Genomic DNA, 18528 nt, shown 5'->3' on the forward strand with positions numbered 1-18528 from the left:
GTCACACCTCACTTTCCGTGGTCTGGCCCGCCGGGGACTGCGCGGGAAGAATCGTCTCGACCGCCCCGATCACGGGCGTGCGGTCTGCCGGGTCGACGACCCGGAGAAAACTGTCTGCGGCGGCGCCGGCGCTGGTCGTCCAGGAGATCCTGAGCAACCCGTCCTTCTCGACCACCCGGTCGATCGCCGTGTTGGTCACGCCGACGCCGGTGAGCGCGGCGGCCTCGATGAAGACCGGGCTCTCGCCGGTGATCGCGATCGTCACGCCGTCGCGCGAGACCGTGAGCCTCGCCTTGCCACGGAACTTCAGCCCGGGGATGGCCAAGCGCTCGAGGTGCTCGCCGCCGCGGGTGGTGGCGACATAGAACGTGTCGGTCTCGACCAGGGCTCCGGATGCGGTCGCCGGCGCCGCGTATCCGGCACCGATGGCCGCGTCGCGGCGTGCGGCGTCGCCAGCCCCAGAGCATGAGCAGCAGCACGATCACGAGGACGATCACCACGGGGATCGCCGGAAGGAACTTATCCACGGACGGCCTCCTTTCGCTCGGTAGCGGATGTACGGGCCCGGTCGGCGACCTCGGCGGCGTCGACGACGACCCCATCGAGCACGGTCGGGTACCCCTGGTGGAAGGTGGCGACCACCCGCCCGGGCAAGGTCATCGACAGGTACGGCGAGTTGATCCCCTTGCCTGCGAGGTCCGCCGTCGAGAACTCCCGCGAGGCCGTCGGGTCGTAGAGCGTGAACTCCGCCGGGGTGTCCGCCTCGAGTGCGTGTCCGTGCCCTGCCAGGCGGCCGATCCGCGCCGGAGTGTATGAGAGCACCCGGGCCACGTCCTCCCAGCCGAGAAGCCCGTTCTGCACGACGGATGCGTGAACGACCGACAGCGCGGACTCGAGCCCGACCATGCCGAACGCGGCCGCATCCCACTCACAGTCTTTCGCCTCGACCGGATGCGGGGCGTGGTCGGTGGCGACGATGTCGATCGTGCCGTCGGCGAGTCCCGCGCGCAGAGCCTTGACGTCCTCATCGCTGCGCAGCGGCGGGTTGACCTTGTAGCGCGCGTCGTAGCCCCGGGCCAGCTCCTCGGTGAGGATGAGGTGGTGCGGGGTGACCTCGGCCGTCACATCGATGCCGCGGGCCTTCGCCCAGCGGATGACGTCGACCGAACCGGCGGTGGAGACGTGGCAGACGTGCAGCCGGGAGCCGACGTGCTCGGCGAGGAGCACATCCCTGGCGATGATCGACTCCTCTGCGACGGCCGGCCAACCGGCCAGCCCCAGTTCTCCGGAGAGCGCGCCCTCGTTCATCTGTGCGCCGATGGTGAGCCGCGGCTCCTGCGCGTGCTGCGCGATGACGCCGTCGAAGGCCTTCACGTACTCGAGCGCGCGGCGCATGAGCAGCGGATCCGCGACGCACTTGCCGTCGTCCGAGAACACCCGCACTGCGGCACGGGAGTCGGCCATCGCACCCAGTTCGGCGAGTCTCTCGCCCTCGAGTCCGACGGTGACGGCGCCGATCGGTCGCACCGTGGCGTAGCCCGCGGCGTCGCCGAGCGAGAGCACCTGCTCGACCACTCCGGCCGTGTCGGCGACCGGCGACGTGTTCGCCATGGCGAAGACCGAGGTGAATCCGCCTGCAGCCGCAGCCCTGGTTCCGGTCAGAACCGTCTCGCTCTGCTCGAAGCCGGGCTCGCGGAGGTGCGTGTGCAGGTCGACGAGGCCGGGAAGCGCCAGCAGTCCCGTCGCATCCACGACGGTCGCGCCGGCCTTGGAGAGGCCCGTACCCATGTCGGCGATGCGCCCGTTCTCCACCAGCAGGTCGGCCGTGCGGCCGTCTGCGAGCGTCGCGCCCGCGATCAGATAAGTCTCGTTCACCATGTTCAACCGTCCTCCCGGTCTGCACCGGACAGCAGGAGGTACAGGGCGGCCATCCGCACGGACACCCCGTTCGCAACCTGTTCTCTAACGGTCGAGCGGGGTGAGTCCGCCGCCGCCGCCGAGATCTCCAGACCCCGATTCATCGGCCCGGGGTGCATGACAATGCTACCCGTGCCCAGGCGGGCGAGACGTTCGTCGTCGAGCCCCCAGCGCTTCGCATACTCCCTGGTGTTCGGGAAGAACGCCGCGTTCATCCGCTCCGCCTGGATGCGCAGCATCATCACCACATCCGGGTCCGCGTCGATCGCCGCGTCGAGGTCGTAGCCGATCGTGGCCGGCCAACCGCTGACGTCCACAGGCAGCAGCGTGGGCGGCGCGACCAGCGTGACCTGCGCGCCGAGAGTCTCGAGCAGCCAGACGTTCGAGCGAGCGACCCGCGAGTGCAGGATGTCGCCGACGATCGTCACCGTCACGCCGTCGAGATCGCGACCCCGTGACGCCGAGCCGTGCAGACGGCGCCTCATGGTGAAAGCGTCGAGCAACGCCTGGGTGGGATGCTCGTGCGTGCCGTCACCCGCGTTGACGATGCCCGCGTCGATCCAGCCGCTCGTGGCGAGGGTCTGCGGTGCACCGGACGCGTGGTGGCGTACGACCACCGCATCCGCCCCCATGGCTGCCAGGGTTTGAGCCGTGTCCTTGAGGCTCTCGCCCTTGGACACGCTCGACCCTTTGGCGCTGAAGTTGATCACATCGGCCGAGAGGCGCTTCGCCGCCGCTTCGAACGAGATGCGCGTGCGGGTCGAATCCTCGAAGAAGAGGTTCACCACCGTCTTGCCGCGCAGCGTCGGGAGCTTCTTGACCTCGCGCTCCTGCACATCCGCCATGTCCTCGGCGACATCCAGCAGCAGGATGGCTTCGTCGCGACTCAGCTCCTTGGTCGAGAGCAGGTGCCTCATGCGCCGGCCTCCTCGATGGTGACGGATTCGTCGCCGTCGATCTCGGTCAGGCGAACGTTGATCCGCTCGGACGCGGCACTGGGCAGGTTCTTGCCCACGAAGTCCGCGCGGATCGGCAGCTCGCGGTGGCCGCGATCGACGAGCACCGCCAACCGCACCACCTTGGGGCGGCCGAAGTCGTTCAACGCGTCCAGTGCCGCCCGAATGGTGCGCCCCGAGTAGAGCACGTCGTCGACCAGCACCACGGTCTTCCCGTCGATCGACCCGGGAACCGAGGTCGGCGACGGCGTGCGCGTGCGGGTGCGCGACAGGTCGTCGCGGTACATCGTCACGTCGAGCGCGCCGACGAGATCGCCGGTGCCCGGTTCGATGCGCTGGATGTTCTCCGCGATCCGCTGGGCCAGAACCACGCCGCGCGTGGGGATGCCGAGAATGACGAGATCGTTCGTACCCCGGTTGGACTCCAGGATCTCGTGGGAGATCCGAGTCAACGCCCGGGAGATGTCAGCCTGTTGCAGCACGGTACGCGCCGTCATGCCGACCCCCTTCCCCGCCTCACAGGACGGCTCTTTAAAGGTTGTCTACCGCAGACGAGCATAGCAGTGCGCATCCGTCGTCCGCGTCACCTCACGGGCGGCGCGGTCAGTTCTCGTCGAGGAAGCTCTTGAACTCGTCGGCGTTGGTGATGTCGCCCGTGAACTGCTTGCCGTTCACGAGGATCGTCGGGGTCTGCGAGATCGACTTCAGGTCAGAACCCTTGACGTTGATCGGGCCGGTCTGCGACTTGGCCGTGTTCTGCTGCGCCCAGGCCTGGTACGGCCCGCTGTCCGCCTGGCAGTCCGTGATGTCCTTGATACCGAGCGCCGTGGCCCGCGCGGCCAGTTCCTTGTCTGTCAGGCCGTTCGAGCCTTCCTCCGGTTGGTCTTTGTACAGAGCCTGGAAGTACTTCAGCGCGTTGTCCGGGTCGTTGACGCCGACGCAGGTGAGCGCCGCGACCGCTCGCGTTGAGTATCCGGTGCCGTTGGAGAGCCTGTCGAGGAAGGTGAGGGGATGCAGTAGCAGCGTGATGTCGCCGCTCGACACCGCAGATGCCAGAGTCTCGCCGTTCGCCTTCTCGAACGCACCGCATGCCGGGCACATCGGGTCGAACCAGAGGTCCACGCGCTTCTCGCCGTCGCCCGTCTTGATGTAGCCGCCGTCGAAGTTCACCGCCCCTGCGGTGCCCGTGGCGGGCTTGGCCGTGGCCGTCGGAACGTTCGATGAACCGCCGGCCAGCGAGCATGCCGCCGTGCCGGCGACGAGAGCCACCGCAACGAGAGCTGCCCCGAGCGCCCGCAGACCGCGGCTCCGGGTTGAACGGTTCCGGGTTGAACTGTTCCGGGCGATGCGGGTCATCTTGTCCTCGGGTTCGTCTACTTGCTGTTCGACTGGGCGATCTTGGCGAGCAATCCGTTGATGAACCCGGCGGAGTCGTCGGTCGAGAGCACCGTTGCGGATTCGACCGCCTCGGAGATCGCGACGCCCTCGGGGATCTCATCGTTGAAGAGCAGCTCCCAAACGCCGATCCGCAGGATCGCGCGGTCGACGAGCGGCATCCGCGCGAGCGTCCAGCCCTGCGAATACGTCTCGATCTGCTCGTCGATCTCGTCGAGGTTGTCGATCACGCCGTCGACGATCTCGCGGGCGTAAAGCCACGAGGACTCGCGCTGCGGCTCGTTGGCCGCCCGCTCCGCCTCGGTCGCGAGGGCCTGGTTCAGCGGGATCTGGCGAACGTCGGCGCCGTACAGCACGTCGAGCGCGCGCTTCCGTGCCTTGCTTCGTGCACTCATCGTCTAGCGATACCGGGATTCGCGGGAATCAGTCGTTCACGCGGCCGAGGTAGTCCCCGGTGCGCGTGTCGACCTTGACCTTGGTGCCGGTCTCGAGGAACAGCGGAACCTGGATCTGGTAGCCGGTCTCGACGGTCGCCGGCTTGGTGCCGCCGGTCGAGCGGTCGCCCTGCAGACCCGGCTCCGTGTAGGTGATCTCCAGCACGACGGATGCGGGCAGCTCGACATAGAGCGGCTCGCCCTCGTTGAGCGCGACCGTGACGTTCTGGTTCTCGAGCATGAAGTTGGATGCGTCGCCGACGACGACGGCGGGAACGCTCAGCTGGTCGTAGTCGCTGGTGTCCATGAAGACGAACGAGTCGCCGTCCTGGTAGAGGTACTGGTAGTCGCGTCGGTCGACGTTGGAGGTCTCGATCTTCGAACCGGCGTTGAACGTGCGGTCGACTGTCTTGCCTGAGGTCACGTTCTTCAGCTTGGTGCGCACGAAGGCGCCGCCCTTGCCCGGCTTCACGTGCTGGAACTCGATCACGGTCCAGAGCTGGCCGTCCATGTTGAGGACGACGCCGTTCTTGATGTCAGCCGTTGTTGCCATACCTGTGTTCCGTTCGATTGGGAGAAGTTGCGGGTGGATGCGCGCGCGGGGCGGTCCACGGAGGCCGGCTCTCCGCACTGCGCTGGGCAGTGCCGAGGGCGGCGGCCTCAAGAGATTCTAGTTGCCGGTGCCCGATTCAGCGAATGGTCGGGCTGTTTCGCAGGATGTACGCGAGCGCGAGACGGTACGACTCGAACCCGAATCCCGCGATCACACCCGTCGAGACGGCGCTGATCACGCTCGTGTGCCGAAACTCTTCGCGGGCGTGCGGGTTCGAGATGTGCACCTCGATGACTGTGCCGCCGCCCTTGGTCACGAGAGAGACCGCATCCCGGAGCGCGTAGGAGTAGTGGGTCCACGCGCCGGCGTTCAGGATCACGGGCGCACCGGAATCCGCCGCCTCGTGCAGCCACGCCAGCAGCTGTGCCTCGTCGTCGGTCTGGCGCAGGTCGACCGTCGTTCCGGCCGCATCCTGAGTCAGGGATGCGCGCAGATCGTCGAGCGTGCCCGAGCCGTAGACATCGGGCTCACGGGTGCCGAGACGGCCCAGATTGGGCCCGTTCAGAACGAGGACACTGGTGGCGGGGTCGCTGCTCATGTCGCTACCCTAGCGGCGCTTCGCACAACGCAAGGTCCGGAAGGACGCGCGCCGAATCCGCCGTCACTCTCCGATCTCCTGGTACGCCGCGAACAGGAGGCTCTGGTCGGGACCGGCCAGGATGGTCGGTCGCGCGAGGTCGTCGAGCACGATGAACCGCAGCAGGTTTCCCCGCGTCTTCTTGTCCCGCTGCATCGTGGCGAGCAGGGTCTGCCAGCGGCCGAGCGGATAAGTCGTCGGGAGTGTCAGGAGTTCCAGGATGCGCTTGTGCCTGTCCGCGACCTCGTCCGACAGCCGTCCGCTGAGCCGGGCGAGCTCGGCGGCGAACATCATGCCCACCGAGACAGCCGCTCCGTGGCGCCACTGGTACCGCTCAGCGTGCTCGATCGCGTGCCCTAGGGTGTGGCCGTAGTTGAGGATCTCGCGCAGCCCCTGCTCGGTGAAGTCCTGACCGACCACACGGGCCTTGATCCCGATCGACAGCTCGACCAGACGGCGGAACTCCGGCGTGTTCGGGTCGGTCGCCCGGTCGACATCGCGCTCGATGATGTCGAGGATCTCGGGCTCGGCGATGAACCCGTACTTCACGACCTCGGCGAACCCGGCGAGGATCTCGTTGCGGCTCAGGGAGGTCAGCGTGTCGAGGTCGCAGACGACCGCCGCGGGCGCGTAGAACGCGCCGACGAGGTTCTTGCCCTCTGCCGTGTTGATGCCGGTCTTGCCGCCGACCGCCGCATCCACCATGCCGAGGAGCGTGGTCGGAACCTGGACCAACCGGACGCCGCGCAGCCAGGTGGCCGCCACGAAGCCCGCGAGGTCGGTGACCGCTCCCCCGCCGAAACCGATCACCGCATCCGACCGGGTGAAGTCGGCCTGGCCCATGACCTGCCAGCAGAACGCGGCGACCTCGACCCGCTTGGCGGCCTCCGCATCCGGAACCTCGGCGAGGAGCACCTCGTATCGCCCGACCAGCGTCTGGCGCAGCTCGGCCGCGGCGGCGCCGAGTGTCGGCGGGTGCACGATCAGCACCTTGTTGACGCCCGCGCCGAGGTAGGGCGCGAGGTCGTCGCGCAGGCCGCGCCCGATCACGACCGGATACTGACGATCGCCGGCCACCAGGATCTCGGTGGCTGGCTCGTTCGCTCCGTCGGGCATCTCGTTGTCGGTCATCGCTGTCCTTCTTCGGTGTTGCGTGTTTCGATCCAGTGGGCGATCTCTTCCACGATGGCGTCGATCGGTCGGCTGGAGGTGTCTGCGGTGTAGTCGGCGAGGGAGGCATACAGGCTCGAACGCTGGGCGACCAGCCGTTTCCACGACTCGAGATCGGTGACGAGTGGGCGCTTGGCGTTGGCGATCCGGGCGGCGATCGCCTCCGGCTTCACCGTGAGGAGAACGACGGACGCGTCCACGAGGTCGTTCTGGGTGTCAGGATGCAGCACCGCACCGCCACCGACGGAGACCACGCCAGGCTCGCTCAAGGCCTCTTCGACCGCCTGGCGCTCCAGCATCCGGAAATGGGGTTCGCCGAGCTCGGCGAAGATCGCCGGGATGGGGCCATGGTGCGACACGATGACCGCATCCGTGTCGACGAAGGGCAGCCTCAGGCGCTTGGCCAGACGCTTGCCGACACGGGTCTTGCCCGCTGCGGGCGGGCCGATCAGAACGATGGTCACGGTCAGGATGCTCTCGGTACGGACGCTCTCGGTACGGACGCTGCGGACGCGCTCATTCGCCGGCGTACGGAGCCGACAGCCGCGTCGTCGCCAGGTTCTCGGGGATGGCGTCGAGGTATCCGCGCAGGTTGCGCGACGTCTCCTCGATCCAGTCTCCCCCGAACTTCTCCAGCACGGAGTTGGCGAGCACCAACGCGACCATCGCCTCGGCGACGACGCCCGCCGCCGGGACGGCACAGACGTCGGAGCGCTGGTGGTGCGCGGGCGCGGCCTCGCTCGTCGCGATGTCGATGGTGCGGAGAGCGTGCGGAATCGTCGCGATCGGCTTCATGCCCGCACGGACGCGCAGAACCGTGCCCGTGCTCATCCCACCCTCGGTTCCGCCGGCCTTGTCGCTCGTGCGCCCGATCCCGTCCGCCTGCTGGACCAGTTCGTCGTGGGCCTCGGAACCGCGACGGGTCGTTGTCAGGAAGCCGTCACCGACCTCGACACCCTTGATCGCCTGGATCCCCATCAGTGCGGCGGCCAGCTGGCTGTCGAGACGCCGGTCCCAGTGCACGTGCGAACCGAGCCCGGGCGGAAGGCCGTAGGCGAGAACTTCGACGACGCCACCGAGGGTGTCGCCGTCCTTGTGCGCGGCATCGACCTCAGCGACCATCTTGGCCGACGTCTCCGGATCGAAGCACCGCAGCGGATCGGCGTCGAGAACGGCCACGTCGCTCGGCTCGGGCAGCGGCGATCCCTCGGGAACCCGCACGGGGCCGATCGACAGCGTGTGGCTGACGAGCGTGATGCCGAGCTGTTCGAGGAATGAGCGCGCGACAGCGCCGAGCGCTACGCGAGCGGCCGTCTCCCGGGCGCTCGCGCGCTCGAGGATCGGCCGAGCCTCGTCGAAGCCGTACTTCTGCATGCCGACCAGGTCGGCGTGCCCCGGGCGAGGCCTGGTCAGGGGCGCGCCGCGACCGGAGGAGAGCTTGTCGGAGTCCACCGGCTCGGCGCTCATCACGTCGACCCACTTGGGCCATTCGGTGTTGCCGATCCGTACCGCGATCGGGCTGCCCAGGCTGTAACCGTGCCGCACGCCGCCCGACAGCTCCAGCGCATCCTGCTCGAATTTCATGCGGGCACCGCGGCCATAGCCGAGCTTGCGGCGCGCGAGGTCGGCGCGGATCGCGTCGAGGGTGACCGGCACGCCGGCCGGAAGCCCCTCGAGCAGGGCGATGAGTTCGGGGCCGTGGGATTCCCCGGCGGTGAGCCAACGAAGCATGATTCGATTCTGGCATAGCGGGGAGCAGCGCCCCGCCGGGTTACTCCGCGAGCGGAGAGCCTGTGGCGTCGATACCGACGGCGTCGAGCATCGCGGCGAGTACCGCATCCTCGTCGTCCAGAGGCTGAAGCGGATCGCCAGACACGAAGATGCGCACCTGCAGGAGCGCCTGGTGGGCGAGCATGGCGAGTCCGGAGACCACTCGACCATCCACGGCCTGCCATGCCGAGGCGAGGATGCTCGGCCACGGGTCGTACGACACATCGAGGAGCACCGAGCGGCGGCGCGTCGAATCTGTGTACAGCGCCGCTGTCGACACGCCCCCGGGGAGGGTGCTGATGACGAGATCGGGGATGTCCAACGACCGGTCGGCCTGGCTGAGCGCCCGGATGCGGACCATCAGCCCCAGCTCGTGTGCGAGCGGCTCCAGCCAGACGCTGCGCTCGAGGGAGCGCACGTAGATGTCGACCCGTTCGGCGCCGAGCTCGGCGGCCGCGACGAGAGCGGATGCGGCTGTCGCACCGCCGCCGAGGATGTGGACGAACTTCGCGCTCTCGAGTCCGGCCGCCTCCAGCGCCCAGACGATGCCCGAGACATCCGTGTTGAATCCGCGGACGACACCGTCGTCGAGGAGCACCGTGTTCGTCACGCCGGTCTGCTCGCCGAGGTGGTCGACCTCCGCGAGAAGCGGTACGACGGTCTGCTTGAGCGGCATCGTGAGCGAGAGGCCACGCCACTCCGACCCGAGGCCGCCGATGAAGTCGGCGAGATCGTCCTCCGCCACCTCCACGGCGTCGTACTCCCAGTTCAGTCCGAGCGCCTCGTAGGCCGCTCGGTGCAGGGCGGGAGACTGGGAGTGGCCGATCGGCGACCCCAGTACTGCGAGCTTGCGGGCGGCCGGTTTCGCCTTCTTGACCGGCTTCGCCTTGGCAGGCACCGCCGCGGGCTCGGGTTCAGGCTCTGCCTCAACGGCCTCAGCCACCTCGTCGTCCGCGGGCTCCTCGACCTCGGCTGCGAGCTCTGCCTCGGCGACGACGGCCTCCTCGGCCTCCGCCTCGCGCTCGGCTTCGACGATGGCGGCGATCTGCGCCTCGGCTGCGGCCTCGGCGACCCCGTTCTCATCGAGCGGCTCGGGCTGCGCCGTCTCGGCCGCGTCGGGGCTCTCGGGAGTCTTCTTATCCATAGTCGGGGTTGTCCCTCATCCATTGCTGCCACTTGGCGACGGCCGCGTCGTGCTCGGCTGCCGTCGTCGAGAAGATGGTCTCGCCTGTCTCCAGGTTCCACGTCACGAAGAACATCCAGGGTCCGTCCGAGGGGTGAAGGGCCGCGTTGATCGCCAGGTCGCCCGGGTTCGAGATCGGACCGACAGGAAGTCCCGGATGTACGTACGTGTTGTAGAGATTGCCCGCGTCGGCGCGCTCTTTATCGGTCGTAGTCACCGTGTGCGTGTTGCCGGTGCCGTAGGCGACCGTCGCGTCCGACTGCAGTTTCCAGCCCTGCGCCAGACGGTTGAGGAAGACCCGGGAGACCTTGGGGTAGTCATCTGCGAGCCCGGCCTCCCGCTGGACGATCGAAGCGAGCACCACCGTCTTCCACCGGTCCTCCGGCGCGACTCCCGCCTGATCGAGCGCCTGGAACATCCGGTCGACCAGAGTCTTGATCGCATCGTGCGCGGTGGTTCCCGGTGTGAACGTGTACGTCGCCGGGAAGAGGAAACCCTCGAGGGTCTTCGCCTCGGCCGGCACTCCGTAGTCTGCGGGATTCGCGGCCGCGGCCTGCAGGTCGGCCACCGGCAGCTTGGTCGCTGCCGCGAGGATCGGCATGATGTCCTTCTCGGCCGTCCCCTCGGGGATCACCGCCGTGTCCTGGACCTTGTTGGCCGGGTCCTTGAGCGCCAGCAGGGCGGCCTGTGCGCTCATCCCCTTGGCCAGCTTGAAGGCGCCTGGCTGGAACTCGACCTGCGGCTGCTGGCGCAGCAGAAGCGAATAGAAGGCCTGATAGGTCTTGGTCACACCGGCCTTGTAGAGATTGTTCGCGATGTCCGAGCCGTTGTCCCCGCTCTTGATCGCGAAGAGCACCTGGCCTGTGCCGTTGCCCTTGTAGTCGGTCTCTTGCGGGGTGAGAGCATTGACGAGCTTCGTGACCTGGGGCTGGAAGACCGCGTACGCGCCGCCGACGAGCCCTCCGAAGATGGCGACGATGATGATGGTCACCCACAGCGCCTTGAAGCTGCGCTTCTTCTTGGGCTCCGCGTGCGAGAGGTAATTCTGCTGACGCCAGGCGAGAGGCGACTCCCCCGACTCCCCTGAATCCGAGGCGATGGGACCCGTCGTGAGCTCCTCGAAGGTCGCGAACGGGGCCTTCTCCTCGCCGGTGACGGCGGGAGTGGCGGGAGCGGCGGGAGCAGCGGGCTGCTCTGGCGGCGTCGCCGCCTCGGTCTCTCGGGCTTCGCGGGCCTCACGGGCCTCACGGCGCGTCATCGGGGGCCTGGTCGCTTGATCGGCGGAGTCGACAGCATCGTCTTCCGCGAAGATCGCCTCGAAGGGGTCGAATTCGCGCGGCGCCTCGCGGTCGCCGTCCGTGGGTGTGGTCTCGCCAGTCCCCGGAGTCAGTGGGTTGTGCGGCAAACTAGGGTCCAATGTTCGGTTCAATGGGCTTGCCCGGCGGATGACCTGTAGCGCGCTCCGCGTCGAGGGCGTGCTGCAAAATTATCGTGGCGGCTACCTGATCCACCACCGGACGCGCACTTTTCGAGTTCTTGCCCGACGCTCGCAGTGCCGCGTGGGCGGAGACCGTCGACAGGCGCTCATCCACCAGTCGCACGGGGACCTCCACCTCGTGGCCGAGGGCTTCGGCAAAGCCGATCGCGTCAGCGGTGGATGCCGTGTGCGCCCCCGAGAGCGCCAAAGGTAACCCGACGATAATCTCGAAAACTCCGAGTTCGGTCACAATTCCGGCGATCCTGCGGCGATCCGCAGCATCTTCGGAGCGTGCGACGGTCTCGACCGGGGTGGCGAGCATCCCGTGGAGGTCGGAGCGGCTGACGCCGATCCGCACCTTGCCCACGTCGATACCCAGCCGCACTCCGGATCTCACAGGCGTCCCTATCCGATGGCCGACGTGACCGCGCTGAGCGCCGCCGGGATCGCATCGGCGTTGGTTCCGCCGCCCTGAGCGAGATCCGCCTTGCCACCGCCACCGCCACCCAGGATGCTCGACGCGGTCTTGGCGAGCGCACCCGCGTTGACGCCCGCATCCCGAGCCGCCTGGTTCGTGGCAACGATGACGACCGGCTTCTCGCCCACACGCGCGGCGAGTGCCACGACGGCGGAGTCGGATCCCAGGCGCTCTCGAACCGTGGTGGCCAGCAGACGCAGGTCGTCGGCGGAGTTGAGTGTTCCCGCGTCTTCGCCGACCACGATGACCGCTCCCTGGCGGGATGCGCTCTGCAGCAGGGTCGGCACCTTATCGAGCACGGCGCGCGCCTCGAACGCCGCGATCCGCTTCTCCGCCGCCTTCAGGTTCGCTATCAGGTCGGCGATCTTCTCGGGAAGCTGTTCGCGCGGAGTCTTGAGACTGCCCGACAGCTGCGAGACGATCGTGCGTTCGACTGCGAGGTCGCGGAAGGCTTCGAGTCCGACGAGGGACTCGACGCGGCGATTGGTCGACCCGACCGACGACTCGCTGACGAGGTTGATCATGCCGATCTCGGCGCTGGAGACGACGTGCGTTCCCGCGCAGAGCTCGCGCGACCACGGCCCGCCGATGTCGACCACCCGAACGGTGTCGCCGTACTTCTCGCCGAACAGGGCCATCGCGCCGAGCGCTTTTGCCTCGGCGAGCGGCAGCTCACGGGTCGTCACTTCGAGGTTCTCGCGGATCGCGTTGTTCGAGATCTCCTCGATCTCGGTGCGGGTCTCCGCAGAGAGCGCCTGGTTCCACGAGAAGTCGAGTCGCAGATAGCCGGCCTTGTTGTACGAGCCCGACTGGTGGGCGTTCGAGCCGAGCACCTGACGCAGCGCCGCGTGGATGATGTGGGTTCCGGAGTGCGCCTGACGCGCGCCCCGACGGTATTCGCGGTCGACGACGCTGCTCGCGGGAGCCCCGACACCGATCTCGCCGCTGCGCACGAGCACCTTGTGGCTGATGAGTCCCTTGACGGGCTTCTGCACGTCGAGAACGTCGAGTTCGTAGCCCGGGCCGACGATCGAGCCCGAGTCAGCATCCTGACCACCCGACTCGGCGTAGAGCGCCGTCGCGCCGAGGATGACCTCAGCCACCTGGCCCTCGGTCGCCTTCGACACGGATGCGCCGTCGACGATGATGCCCAGGATGCTCGACTCGGTCTCGAGCTCGGTGTATCCGGTGAACACCGTCTCGCCCAGGGAGCGGAACGTGCTGTAGACCGAGAGGTCGGCCAGCGCCGTCTTCTTCGCCTTCGCATCCGCCTTCGCCCGCGAGCGCTGATCGGCCATGAGCGTGTCGAACGCCTTGCGGTCGACGCTGAGCCCGGCCTCTTCTGCCATCTCGAGCGTGAGGTCGATCGGGAAGCCGTATGTGTCGTGCAGCAGGAACGCGGTGTCGCCCGCGAGCTCCTTCTTGCCGGCCCGCTGCGTGTTCGACACGGCGACGTCGAGGATCCCCGTGCCCGCGACCAGCGTGCGGAGGAAGGTCTCCTCTTCTGCATACGCCAGCTGCGAGATGCGCGCGAAGTCGTGCTCCACCTCGGGATAAGCCGCCTTCATCGCGTCGCGCGAGACGGTGAAGAGCTCGGGGAAGGTCGGGTGGTCCACGCCGAGCAGGCGCATCGCGCGGACGGTACGACGCAGCAGCCGGCGCAGGATGTAGCCACGACCCTCGTTGGACGGCGTCACGCCGTCGGACATCAGCATCAGCGAGCTGCGCACGTGGTCTGCGATCACGCGCAGCCGCACGTCATCGTCGTGCACCTCGCCGTACGTCTTCTTCGCCAGCTGAGCGGCGCGGTCGAGCACCGGGCGCACCTGGTCGATCTCGTACATGTTCTCGACGCCCTGCTTGAGGAAGGCGACCCGCTCGAGGCCCATGCCGGTGTCGATGTTCTTCTTGGGCAGGTCGCCGAGGATGTCGAAGTCGCCCTTGCCCGTGCCCTCGCCGCGGAGGTACTGCATGAAGACCAGGTTCCAGATCTCCACGTAGCGGTCGTCGTCGGTGGCCGGGCCGCCGTCCGCTCCGTAGGCCGGGCCGCGGTCGAAGAAGATCTCGGAGCAGGGACCGGCCGGGCCGGGCTGTCCGGTGGACCAGTAGTTGGTGTCCATTCCGAGGCCCTGGATGCGCTCATCCGGAAGCCCCGCGACGCGACGCCAGATCTCGCGCGCCTCGTCGTCGTCTTCGTAGACCGTGACCCACAGGTCCTTCGGGTCGAAGCCGAGGCCGCCCTTGTCCTCCGAGGTTGTCAGCAGCTCCCACGCGTACGTGATCGCCTGCTCTTTGAAGTAGTCGCCGAACGAGAAGTTGCCGCACATCTGGAAGAAGGTGCCGTGACGCGGTGTCTTTCCGACCTCGTCGATGTCGAGCGTGCGGATGCACTTCTGCACACTCGTCGCGCGCGGGAACGGCGCGGGTACGAGACCTGTCAGGTACGGCACGAACGGAACCATCCCGGCCACCGTGAACAGCAGCGACGGGTCGTCGCTGATCAGAGAGGCGGACGGGACGACGGTGTGACCGCGCTGCGCGAAGAAGTCGAGCCAGCGGCGGTGGATTTCAGCAGTCTGCATGGGTTCCGGATGTTCGAGGTCGAGAAGTCGAGAGTGGGGAGGCTGTGCGCGAAAGCGGCAACCGGGACGGCGAACTCAGTCGCCGTCGATGGCCGAGCGGAGCTCGGCCTCACGCTGGTGGTATCCGTCGGAGACAGCGGAGCCGAAGTCGCGGGCCTTCTTGTCGATGCTGCTGAAGAACTGCTTGCCCTGCGGGGTCTCGTTCAGTTTGTGCGCCACGACGAAACCGAGCCCGACGCCGACGATGAGCCACAGAAAACTCTTCATGCCCAAAACTCCCTTGTGGATGTGCTTTGTGAAGTGGTCGGGCGCGCCGATGCTCCGCGCGCCCCGGTCAGTTTAGTGGGTGGTCCCGCGGGAACGCCGAGAGCCGCCACCCGCGCGGAACGCCGCTCGCACCGCGGCGCTGAAGCCGGCCAGCTTGATCAGCGGACCGCCGACCGTGGCGGCGAAGAGCGCGACGAGGGCTGAGACGTTTCCCGTCACATCCGCGACGTTCTTGGTGATCACGTCGACGCGGGCCAACTGCTTGTTCGTCTCCTGGATGGTTGTCGCCGTCTCGTCGAGGATCGGCGTGATCCCGTCGCTCGCGTCTTTGATGGCCGCGCGCGTCTGGTCGAGAACCCGCCCGAACTTCACGAGCGGGATAGCGATGAATCCGACCAGAACGGCGAACACGCCCGCTGCGATCAGTCCTGCGATGTCGCCACCCGACACGAGAGCACCTTTCATTCCGCCAACGGCATACCCGACAAGCGTAGCCCTGAAATGCACGGAAGGGGCCGTGGCTGATTGCCACGGCCCCTTCCGAGAGGGTGCGATCCTTAGCGGGCCGCGTAGTACTCGACGACGAGCTGGACTTCACACGTCACGGGAACCTCGGCACGCTTCGGGCGGCGAACCAGACGAGCGTGCAGCTTGTCGAGTTCGACGTCGAGGTAGGCCGGGGTCTTCGGCAGAACGTCGACGTGTCCGCCTGCGGCCGCGACCTGGAACGGCTCGGTGCCCTCGGAGCGCGCCTTGACGTGGATCAGCTGACCCGGCTTGACGCGGAAAGAGGGACGGTCGACGATGGCGCCGTCGACGAGGATGTGACGGTGCACGACCATCTGACGGGCCTGCGCCGTGGTGCGGGCGAAGCCGGCGCGCAGAACGAGAGCGTCGAGACGCATCTCGAGGAGCTCGACCAGGTTCTCACCGGTCAGGCCCTTGGTGCGACGAGCCTCTTCGAACGCGATCTTCAGCTGCTTCTCGCGGATGCCGTACTGGGCGCGCAGACGCTGCTTCTCGCGCAGACGAACGGCGTAGTCCGAGTCAGCCTTGCGCTTGGTGCGGCCGTGCTCACCGGGAGCGTACGGACGCTTCTCGAGGTACTTGGCTGCCTTCGGGGTCAGGGCGATGCCCAGCGACCGCGACAAGCGGGTCTTGCTACGGGTACGTGACTTGGTAGACACGAGTTCCTTTCGGTTGTCTCTCTAATAAGGATTACGCAGGCACACAGGATCGTCCTGCAGAAATTAGAGGGATGGTGCCGAGGACGCCCGGCTACAGGGCGTGTCCCTTCGAGAACCCGTTTCGACGCAGCCGCACGCGAAACAGATTTCTAGGCCCGTCGATTCTAGCAGGTTCCCGGCTATCGCCCGCGCACGATCCGGCGCAGCTTCGCGAGGCGTGCCGACACGTCGCGTTCGTTGCCGTGCTCGGTCGGCTCGTAGTAGGTCGTGTCGGTCAGTTCGTCGGGCAGATACTGCTGCTCGAGCACACCGAGCGCGTCGTCGTGCGGGTACTTGTACCCCTTGCCATGGCCGAGCCGCTTGGCTCCTGCGTAATGGGCATCGCGCAGGTGCTTGGGCACGCGTCCGATGCGACCGGCGCGAACATCGGCGATCGCCGCATCCAGAGCCATGTATGCGGCGTTCGACTTGGGCGCGGTGGCGAGGTGCACGACAGCCTGGGCGAGAGGATGCGCCCCTCGGGCATCCCGATGAGCTGCACCGCGTCTGCGGCCGCGACCGCGATGACGAGCGATTGTGGATCGGCCATCCCGATGTCTTCGGACGCCAGGATGATGATGCGGCGTGCGATGAACCGCGGATCCTCCCCTGCCTCGATCATCCGGGCGAGGTAGTGCAGCGACGCATCGACGTCGGAGCCGCGCACCGACTTGATGAACGCGCTGATCACGTCGTAGTGCTCGTCGCCGTTGCGGTCGTAGCGCAGCAGCGCCCTGTCCACCGCCTGTGCGACCAGCTCGGCCGTGATGACCGGCTTCTTCTTAGACGTGGCCGGGGTCGACGACGCTGCGCTGACGGATGCGGCTTCGAGCGCCGTCAGAGCGCGGCGCGCATCCCCCGACGCCAGACGGATGATCGTCGCCCGCGCCTCGGGCTCGAGCGCGTACTGGTCGGCCAGGCCGCGCTCGTCGGTCACGGCGCGATCGACGACACTGCCCAGGTCTTCGTCGCTCAGTGTCTCCAGGGTGAGCAGCAGGGAGCGCGAGAGCAACGGCGAGATGACCGAGAACGACGGATTCTCGGTGGTCGCCGCGACGAGGATCACCCAGCCGTTCTCGACGCCGGGGAGCAGTGCGTCTTGCTGGGCCTTGGTGAAGCGGTGGATCTCGTCGAGGAACAGCACGGTCGAGATGCCGTAGAGGTCGCGCGTCGAGAGCGCCTCGTCCATCACCTGGCGCACATCCTTGACACCGGCCGTCACGGCCGACAGCTCGACGAACCGACGACCAGATGAGTGGGCGATGGCCTGCGCGAGCGTGGTCTTGCCCGTGCCGGGTGGGCCCCAGAGGATGACCGAGACCGAGCCGGTCTCTCCGCTCTGATCGGAGGCCAGGCTCACCAATGGCGAACCCGGCCGCAGCAAATGCTTCTGGCCGGCGACCTCGTCGAGCGACTTCGGCCGCATGCGGACGGCGAGCGGCGTCGCTCCAGCGCGGAGCCCGGGTTGCACGTCGACCATATGTTCCAGGGTAGTTGCTCCCACCGACACCGCCCGCCCTTCCTGTGAACGAGGACTTTGTGACTCATAGGGCTGTCCAATAGGGTTCATCCTGATCCCGCGCCGGTGGCGCGCCGGGTCGGGTAACTCTTCAGCACGACGGCGCGCCCTCGGAGGATTCACGTGGCACCAAAACAGCAGAACGACCGCGAAGCCCGGCAGGCCCGCGAGCGGCTGCGCGCATACCAGGCGCGCCAGACGGTGCACGAGACGAAGGCCAAGCGCCGGGTGCGCGACAACTGGATCGCCGGTATCGCCGTCGTGGTCGTCGTCGCCCTGGCCGTGACCAGTCAGCTGCTGTTCTTCGCCAAGCCGGGCACGCCCAGCGCATCCTCTTCGCCGTCGGCTTCTGCGGCCGCGTACACACTGCCTCCGAAGACATTGGCCGGCAATCGCAACTGGACCGGCACGATGACGATCAACGGCATCCCGCTCGGTGTCGATCTCGACGGAGCGGCGGCCCCGCAGGCGGTCTCGTCGACGGTCGCGCTCACCCAGAAGGGCTTCTACGACGGCCTCACCTGCCACCGCCTCACCGATGGCGGCTTCTACGTGCTGCAGTGCGGCGATCCCGAAGGCACCGGTCAAGGCGGCCCCGGATACTCGTACGGCCCGATCGAGAACGCTCCCGCCGACGACGTGTACCCTGCAGGCACGATTGCGATGGCCCGTCAGAGCGACAACGCCTCCAGCCAGGGCAGCCAGTTCTTCATCGTCTACAAGGACACGACGATCCCCTCGGACAGCGTTGGCGGTTACACGGTCATCGGCAAGGTGACGAGCGGCCTCGATCAGCTCATCTCGGGCGTGACCGACAAGGGCATCACCCCAGGAAGCAGCGCGAACGACGGAGCACCGAAGGTCGCCACGAAGATCGATAGCTTCACACTCCAGTAATGCTGTGTGTTCCGGCGGCTGCACGCCGGTCGCTGGTGCAATAGGCTAAAACGCAACTGTGGGCGGT

General features: G+C 67.5%; 19 protein-coding genes and 1 pseudogene. 1 reads left to right on the forward strand and 19 read right to left on the reverse strand.

Going from position 1 to position 18528, the window contains the following annotated elements:
• Nucleotide 1: 1 nt before the first annotated feature.
• From ACQ86A_RS12510 to ACQ86A_RS12600, 19 genes and pseudogenes are all read right to left on the reverse strand, one after another.
• Entirely contained in the window at nucleotides 2-325 is a 324-nt protein-coding gene (locus tag ACQ86A_RS12510; protein WP_431277361.1) for a hypothetical protein, read from the reverse strand.
• A 194-nt stretch (nucleotides 326-519) separates the two neighbouring features.
• Complete coding sequence (locus ACQ86A_RS12515; RefSeq protein WP_431277362.1) at nucleotides 520-1878, reverse strand: dihydroorotase; 1359 nt, start codon at nucleotides 1876-1878, stop codon at nucleotides 520-522.
• 2 nt (nucleotides 1879-1880) lie between these two features.
• Nucleotides 1881-2834, reverse strand: a complete 954-nt coding sequence (locus tag ACQ86A_RS12520; protein WP_431277363.1) for an aspartate carbamoyltransferase catalytic subunit — start codon at nucleotides 2832-2834, stop codon at nucleotides 1881-1883.
• A complete protein-coding gene (gene pyrR / locus ACQ86A_RS12525) occupies nucleotides 2831-3370 on the reverse strand; it encodes a bifunctional pyr operon transcriptional regulator/uracil phosphoribosyltransferase PyrR (RefSeq protein WP_431277364.1) in 540 nt (179 codons plus the stop codon). Before pyrR ends, ACQ86A_RS12520 begins: the two co-directional genes overlap by 4 nt.
• Nucleotides 3371-3476: 106 nt before the next feature.
• The gene (locus ACQ86A_RS12530) at nucleotides 3477-4142 is read right to left on the reverse strand and encodes a DsbA family protein (protein ID WP_431277365.1); all 666 of its coding nucleotides are present in this window, start codon (nucleotides 4140-4142) and stop codon (nucleotides 3477-3479) included.
• A 104-nt stretch (nucleotides 4143-4246) separates the two neighbouring features.
• Complete coding sequence (gene nusB, locus ACQ86A_RS12535; RefSeq protein ID WP_431277366.1) at nucleotides 4247-4663, reverse strand: transcription antitermination factor NusB; 417 nt, start codon at nucleotides 4661-4663, stop codon at nucleotides 4247-4249.
• 28 nt (nucleotides 4664-4691) lie between these two features.
• Nucleotides 4692-5255 carry an elongation factor P gene (efp, locus tag ACQ86A_RS12540; RefSeq protein ID WP_431277367.1) on the reverse strand — a complete coding sequence of 188 codons (564 nt, stop codon included), beginning with the start codon at nucleotides 5253-5255 and terminating at the stop codon, nucleotides 4692-4694.
• Nucleotides 5256-5391: 136 nt separating this feature from the next.
• The gene (locus ACQ86A_RS12545; RefSeq protein WP_431277368.1) at nucleotides 5392-5853 is read right to left on the reverse strand and encodes a type II 3-dehydroquinate dehydratase; all 462 of its coding nucleotides are present in this window, start codon (nucleotides 5851-5853) and stop codon (nucleotides 5392-5394) included.
• Between the two features lie 63 nt (nucleotides 5854-5916).
• On the reverse strand, nucleotides 5917-7023 hold the full coding sequence (gene aroB, locus ACQ86A_RS12550) for a 3-dehydroquinate synthase (protein WP_431277369.1): 1107 nt from the start codon (nucleotides 7021-7023) through the stop codon (nucleotides 5917-5919).
• Nucleotides 7020-7535 (reverse strand): shikimate kinase, encoded by a 516-nt coding sequence (locus ACQ86A_RS12555; protein WP_431280438.1) that lies wholly within the window; start codon nucleotides 7533-7535, stop codon nucleotides 7020-7022. The genes aroB and ACQ86A_RS12555 overlap by 4 nt, the downstream gene beginning before the upstream one ends.
• 43 nt (nucleotides 7536-7578) lie before the next feature.
• Nucleotides 7579-8793 carry a chorismate synthase gene (gene aroC / locus ACQ86A_RS12560; RefSeq protein WP_431277370.1) on the reverse strand — a complete coding sequence of 405 codons (1215 nt, stop codon included), beginning with the start codon at nucleotides 8791-8793 and terminating at the stop codon, nucleotides 7579-7581.
• A 40-nt stretch (nucleotides 8794-8833) separates the two neighbouring features.
• Nucleotides 8834-9976 (reverse strand): shikimate dehydrogenase, encoded by a 1143-nt coding sequence (locus ACQ86A_RS12565; protein WP_431277371.1) that lies wholly within the window; start codon nucleotides 9974-9976, stop codon nucleotides 8834-8836.
• Nucleotides 9969-11420, reverse strand: a complete 1452-nt coding sequence (gene mltG, locus ACQ86A_RS12570) for an endolytic transglycosylase MltG (RefSeq protein WP_431277372.1) — start codon at nucleotides 11418-11420, stop codon at nucleotides 9969-9971. Before mltG ends, ACQ86A_RS12565 begins: the two co-directional genes overlap by 8 nt.
• Nucleotide 11421: 1 nt before the next feature.
• Nucleotides 11422-11889 carry a Holliday junction resolvase RuvX gene (gene ruvX / locus ACQ86A_RS12575; RefSeq protein ID WP_431277373.1) on the reverse strand — a complete coding sequence of 156 codons (468 nt, stop codon included), beginning with the start codon at nucleotides 11887-11889 and terminating at the stop codon, nucleotides 11422-11424.
• An 8-nt stretch (nucleotides 11890-11897) separates the two neighbouring features.
• Complete coding sequence (gene alaS / locus ACQ86A_RS12580; protein ID WP_431277374.1) at nucleotides 11898-14552, reverse strand: alanine--tRNA ligase; 2655 nt, start codon at nucleotides 14550-14552, stop codon at nucleotides 11898-11900.
• 75 nt (nucleotides 14553-14627) lie between these two features.
• On the reverse strand, nucleotides 14628-14819 hold the full coding sequence (locus ACQ86A_RS12585) for a hypothetical protein (RefSeq protein WP_431277375.1): 192 nt from the start codon (nucleotides 14817-14819) through the stop codon (nucleotides 14628-14630).
• Between the two features lie 72 nt (nucleotides 14820-14891).
• Nucleotides 14892-15269, reverse strand: a complete 378-nt coding sequence (locus tag ACQ86A_RS12590; protein WP_431280439.1) for a DUF948 domain-containing protein — start codon at nucleotides 15267-15269, stop codon at nucleotides 14892-14894.
• Between the two features lie 107 nt (nucleotides 15270-15376).
• Nucleotides 15377-16006 (reverse strand): 30S ribosomal protein S4, encoded by a 630-nt coding sequence (gene rpsD / locus ACQ86A_RS12595; protein WP_431277376.1) that lies wholly within the window; start codon nucleotides 16004-16006, stop codon nucleotides 15377-15379.
• 179 nt (nucleotides 16007-16185) lie between these two features.
• Nucleotides 16186-17525, reverse strand: a pseudogene (locus ACQ86A_RS12600) (replication-associated recombination protein A).
• 162 nt (nucleotides 17526-17687) lie between these two features.
• Here ACQ86A_RS12600 and ACQ86A_RS12605 point away from each other — a divergent pair.
• Nucleotides 17688-18461, forward strand: coding sequence for a peptidylprolyl isomerase (locus tag ACQ86A_RS12605; protein WP_431277377.1), 774 nt, complete (start codon nucleotides 17688-17690; stop codon nucleotides 18459-18461).
• Nucleotides 18462-18528: the final 67 nt, after the last annotated feature.

The sequence above is a fragment of the Leifsonia poae genome (genome assembly GCF_050632195.1).
In the GTDB taxonomy this organism is placed as follows: domain Bacteria; phylum Actinomycetota; class Actinomycetes; order Actinomycetales; family Microbacteriaceae; genus Leifsonia; species Leifsonia poae_C.

What these genes read in the sequence shown, in the direction of transcription:
- ACQ86A_RS12585 (WP_431277375.1), bottom strand. Translation starts at nt 14,819, where the DNA reads ATGAAGAGTTTTCTGTGGCTCATCGTCGGCGTCGGGCTCGGTTTCGTC.
- pyrR (WP_431277364.1), bottom strand. Translation starts at nt 3,370, where the DNA reads ATGACGGCGCGTACCGTGCTGCAACAGGCTGACATCTCCCGGGCGTTG.
- aroC (WP_431277370.1), bottom strand. Translation starts at nt 8,793, where the DNA reads ATGCTTCGTTGGCTCACCGCCGGGGAATCCCACGGCCCCGAACTCATC.
- aroB (WP_431277369.1), bottom strand. Translation starts at nt 7,023, where the DNA reads ATGACCGACAACGAGATGCCCGACGGAGCGAACGAGCCAGCCACCGAG.
- ACQ86A_RS12565 (WP_431277371.1), bottom strand. Translation starts at nt 9,976, where the DNA reads ATGGATAAGAAGACTCCCGAGAGCCCCGACGCGGCCGAGACGGCGCAG.
- efp (WP_431277367.1), bottom strand. Translation starts at nt 5,255, where the DNA reads ATGGCAACAACGGCTGACATCAAGAACGGCGTCGTCCTCAACATGGAC.
- alaS (WP_431277374.1), bottom strand. Translation starts at nt 14,552, where the DNA reads ATGCAGACTGCTGAAATCCACCGCCGCTGGCTCGACTTCTTCGCGCAG.
- nusB (WP_431277366.1), bottom strand. Translation starts at nt 4,663, where the DNA reads ATGAGTGCACGAAGCAAGGCACGGAAGCGCGCGCTCGACGTGCTGTAC.
- ACQ86A_RS12520 (WP_431277363.1), bottom strand. Translation starts at nt 2,834, where the DNA reads ATGAGGCACCTGCTCTCGACCAAGGAGCTGAGTCGCGACGAAGCCATC.
- ACQ86A_RS12515 (WP_431277362.1), bottom strand. Translation starts at nt 1,878, where the DNA reads ATGGTGAACGAGACTTATCTGATCGCGGGCGCGACGCTCGCAGACGGC.
- ACQ86A_RS12545 (WP_431277368.1), bottom strand. Translation starts at nt 5,853, where the DNA reads ATGAGCAGCGACCCCGCCACCAGTGTCCTCGTTCTGAACGGGCCCAAT.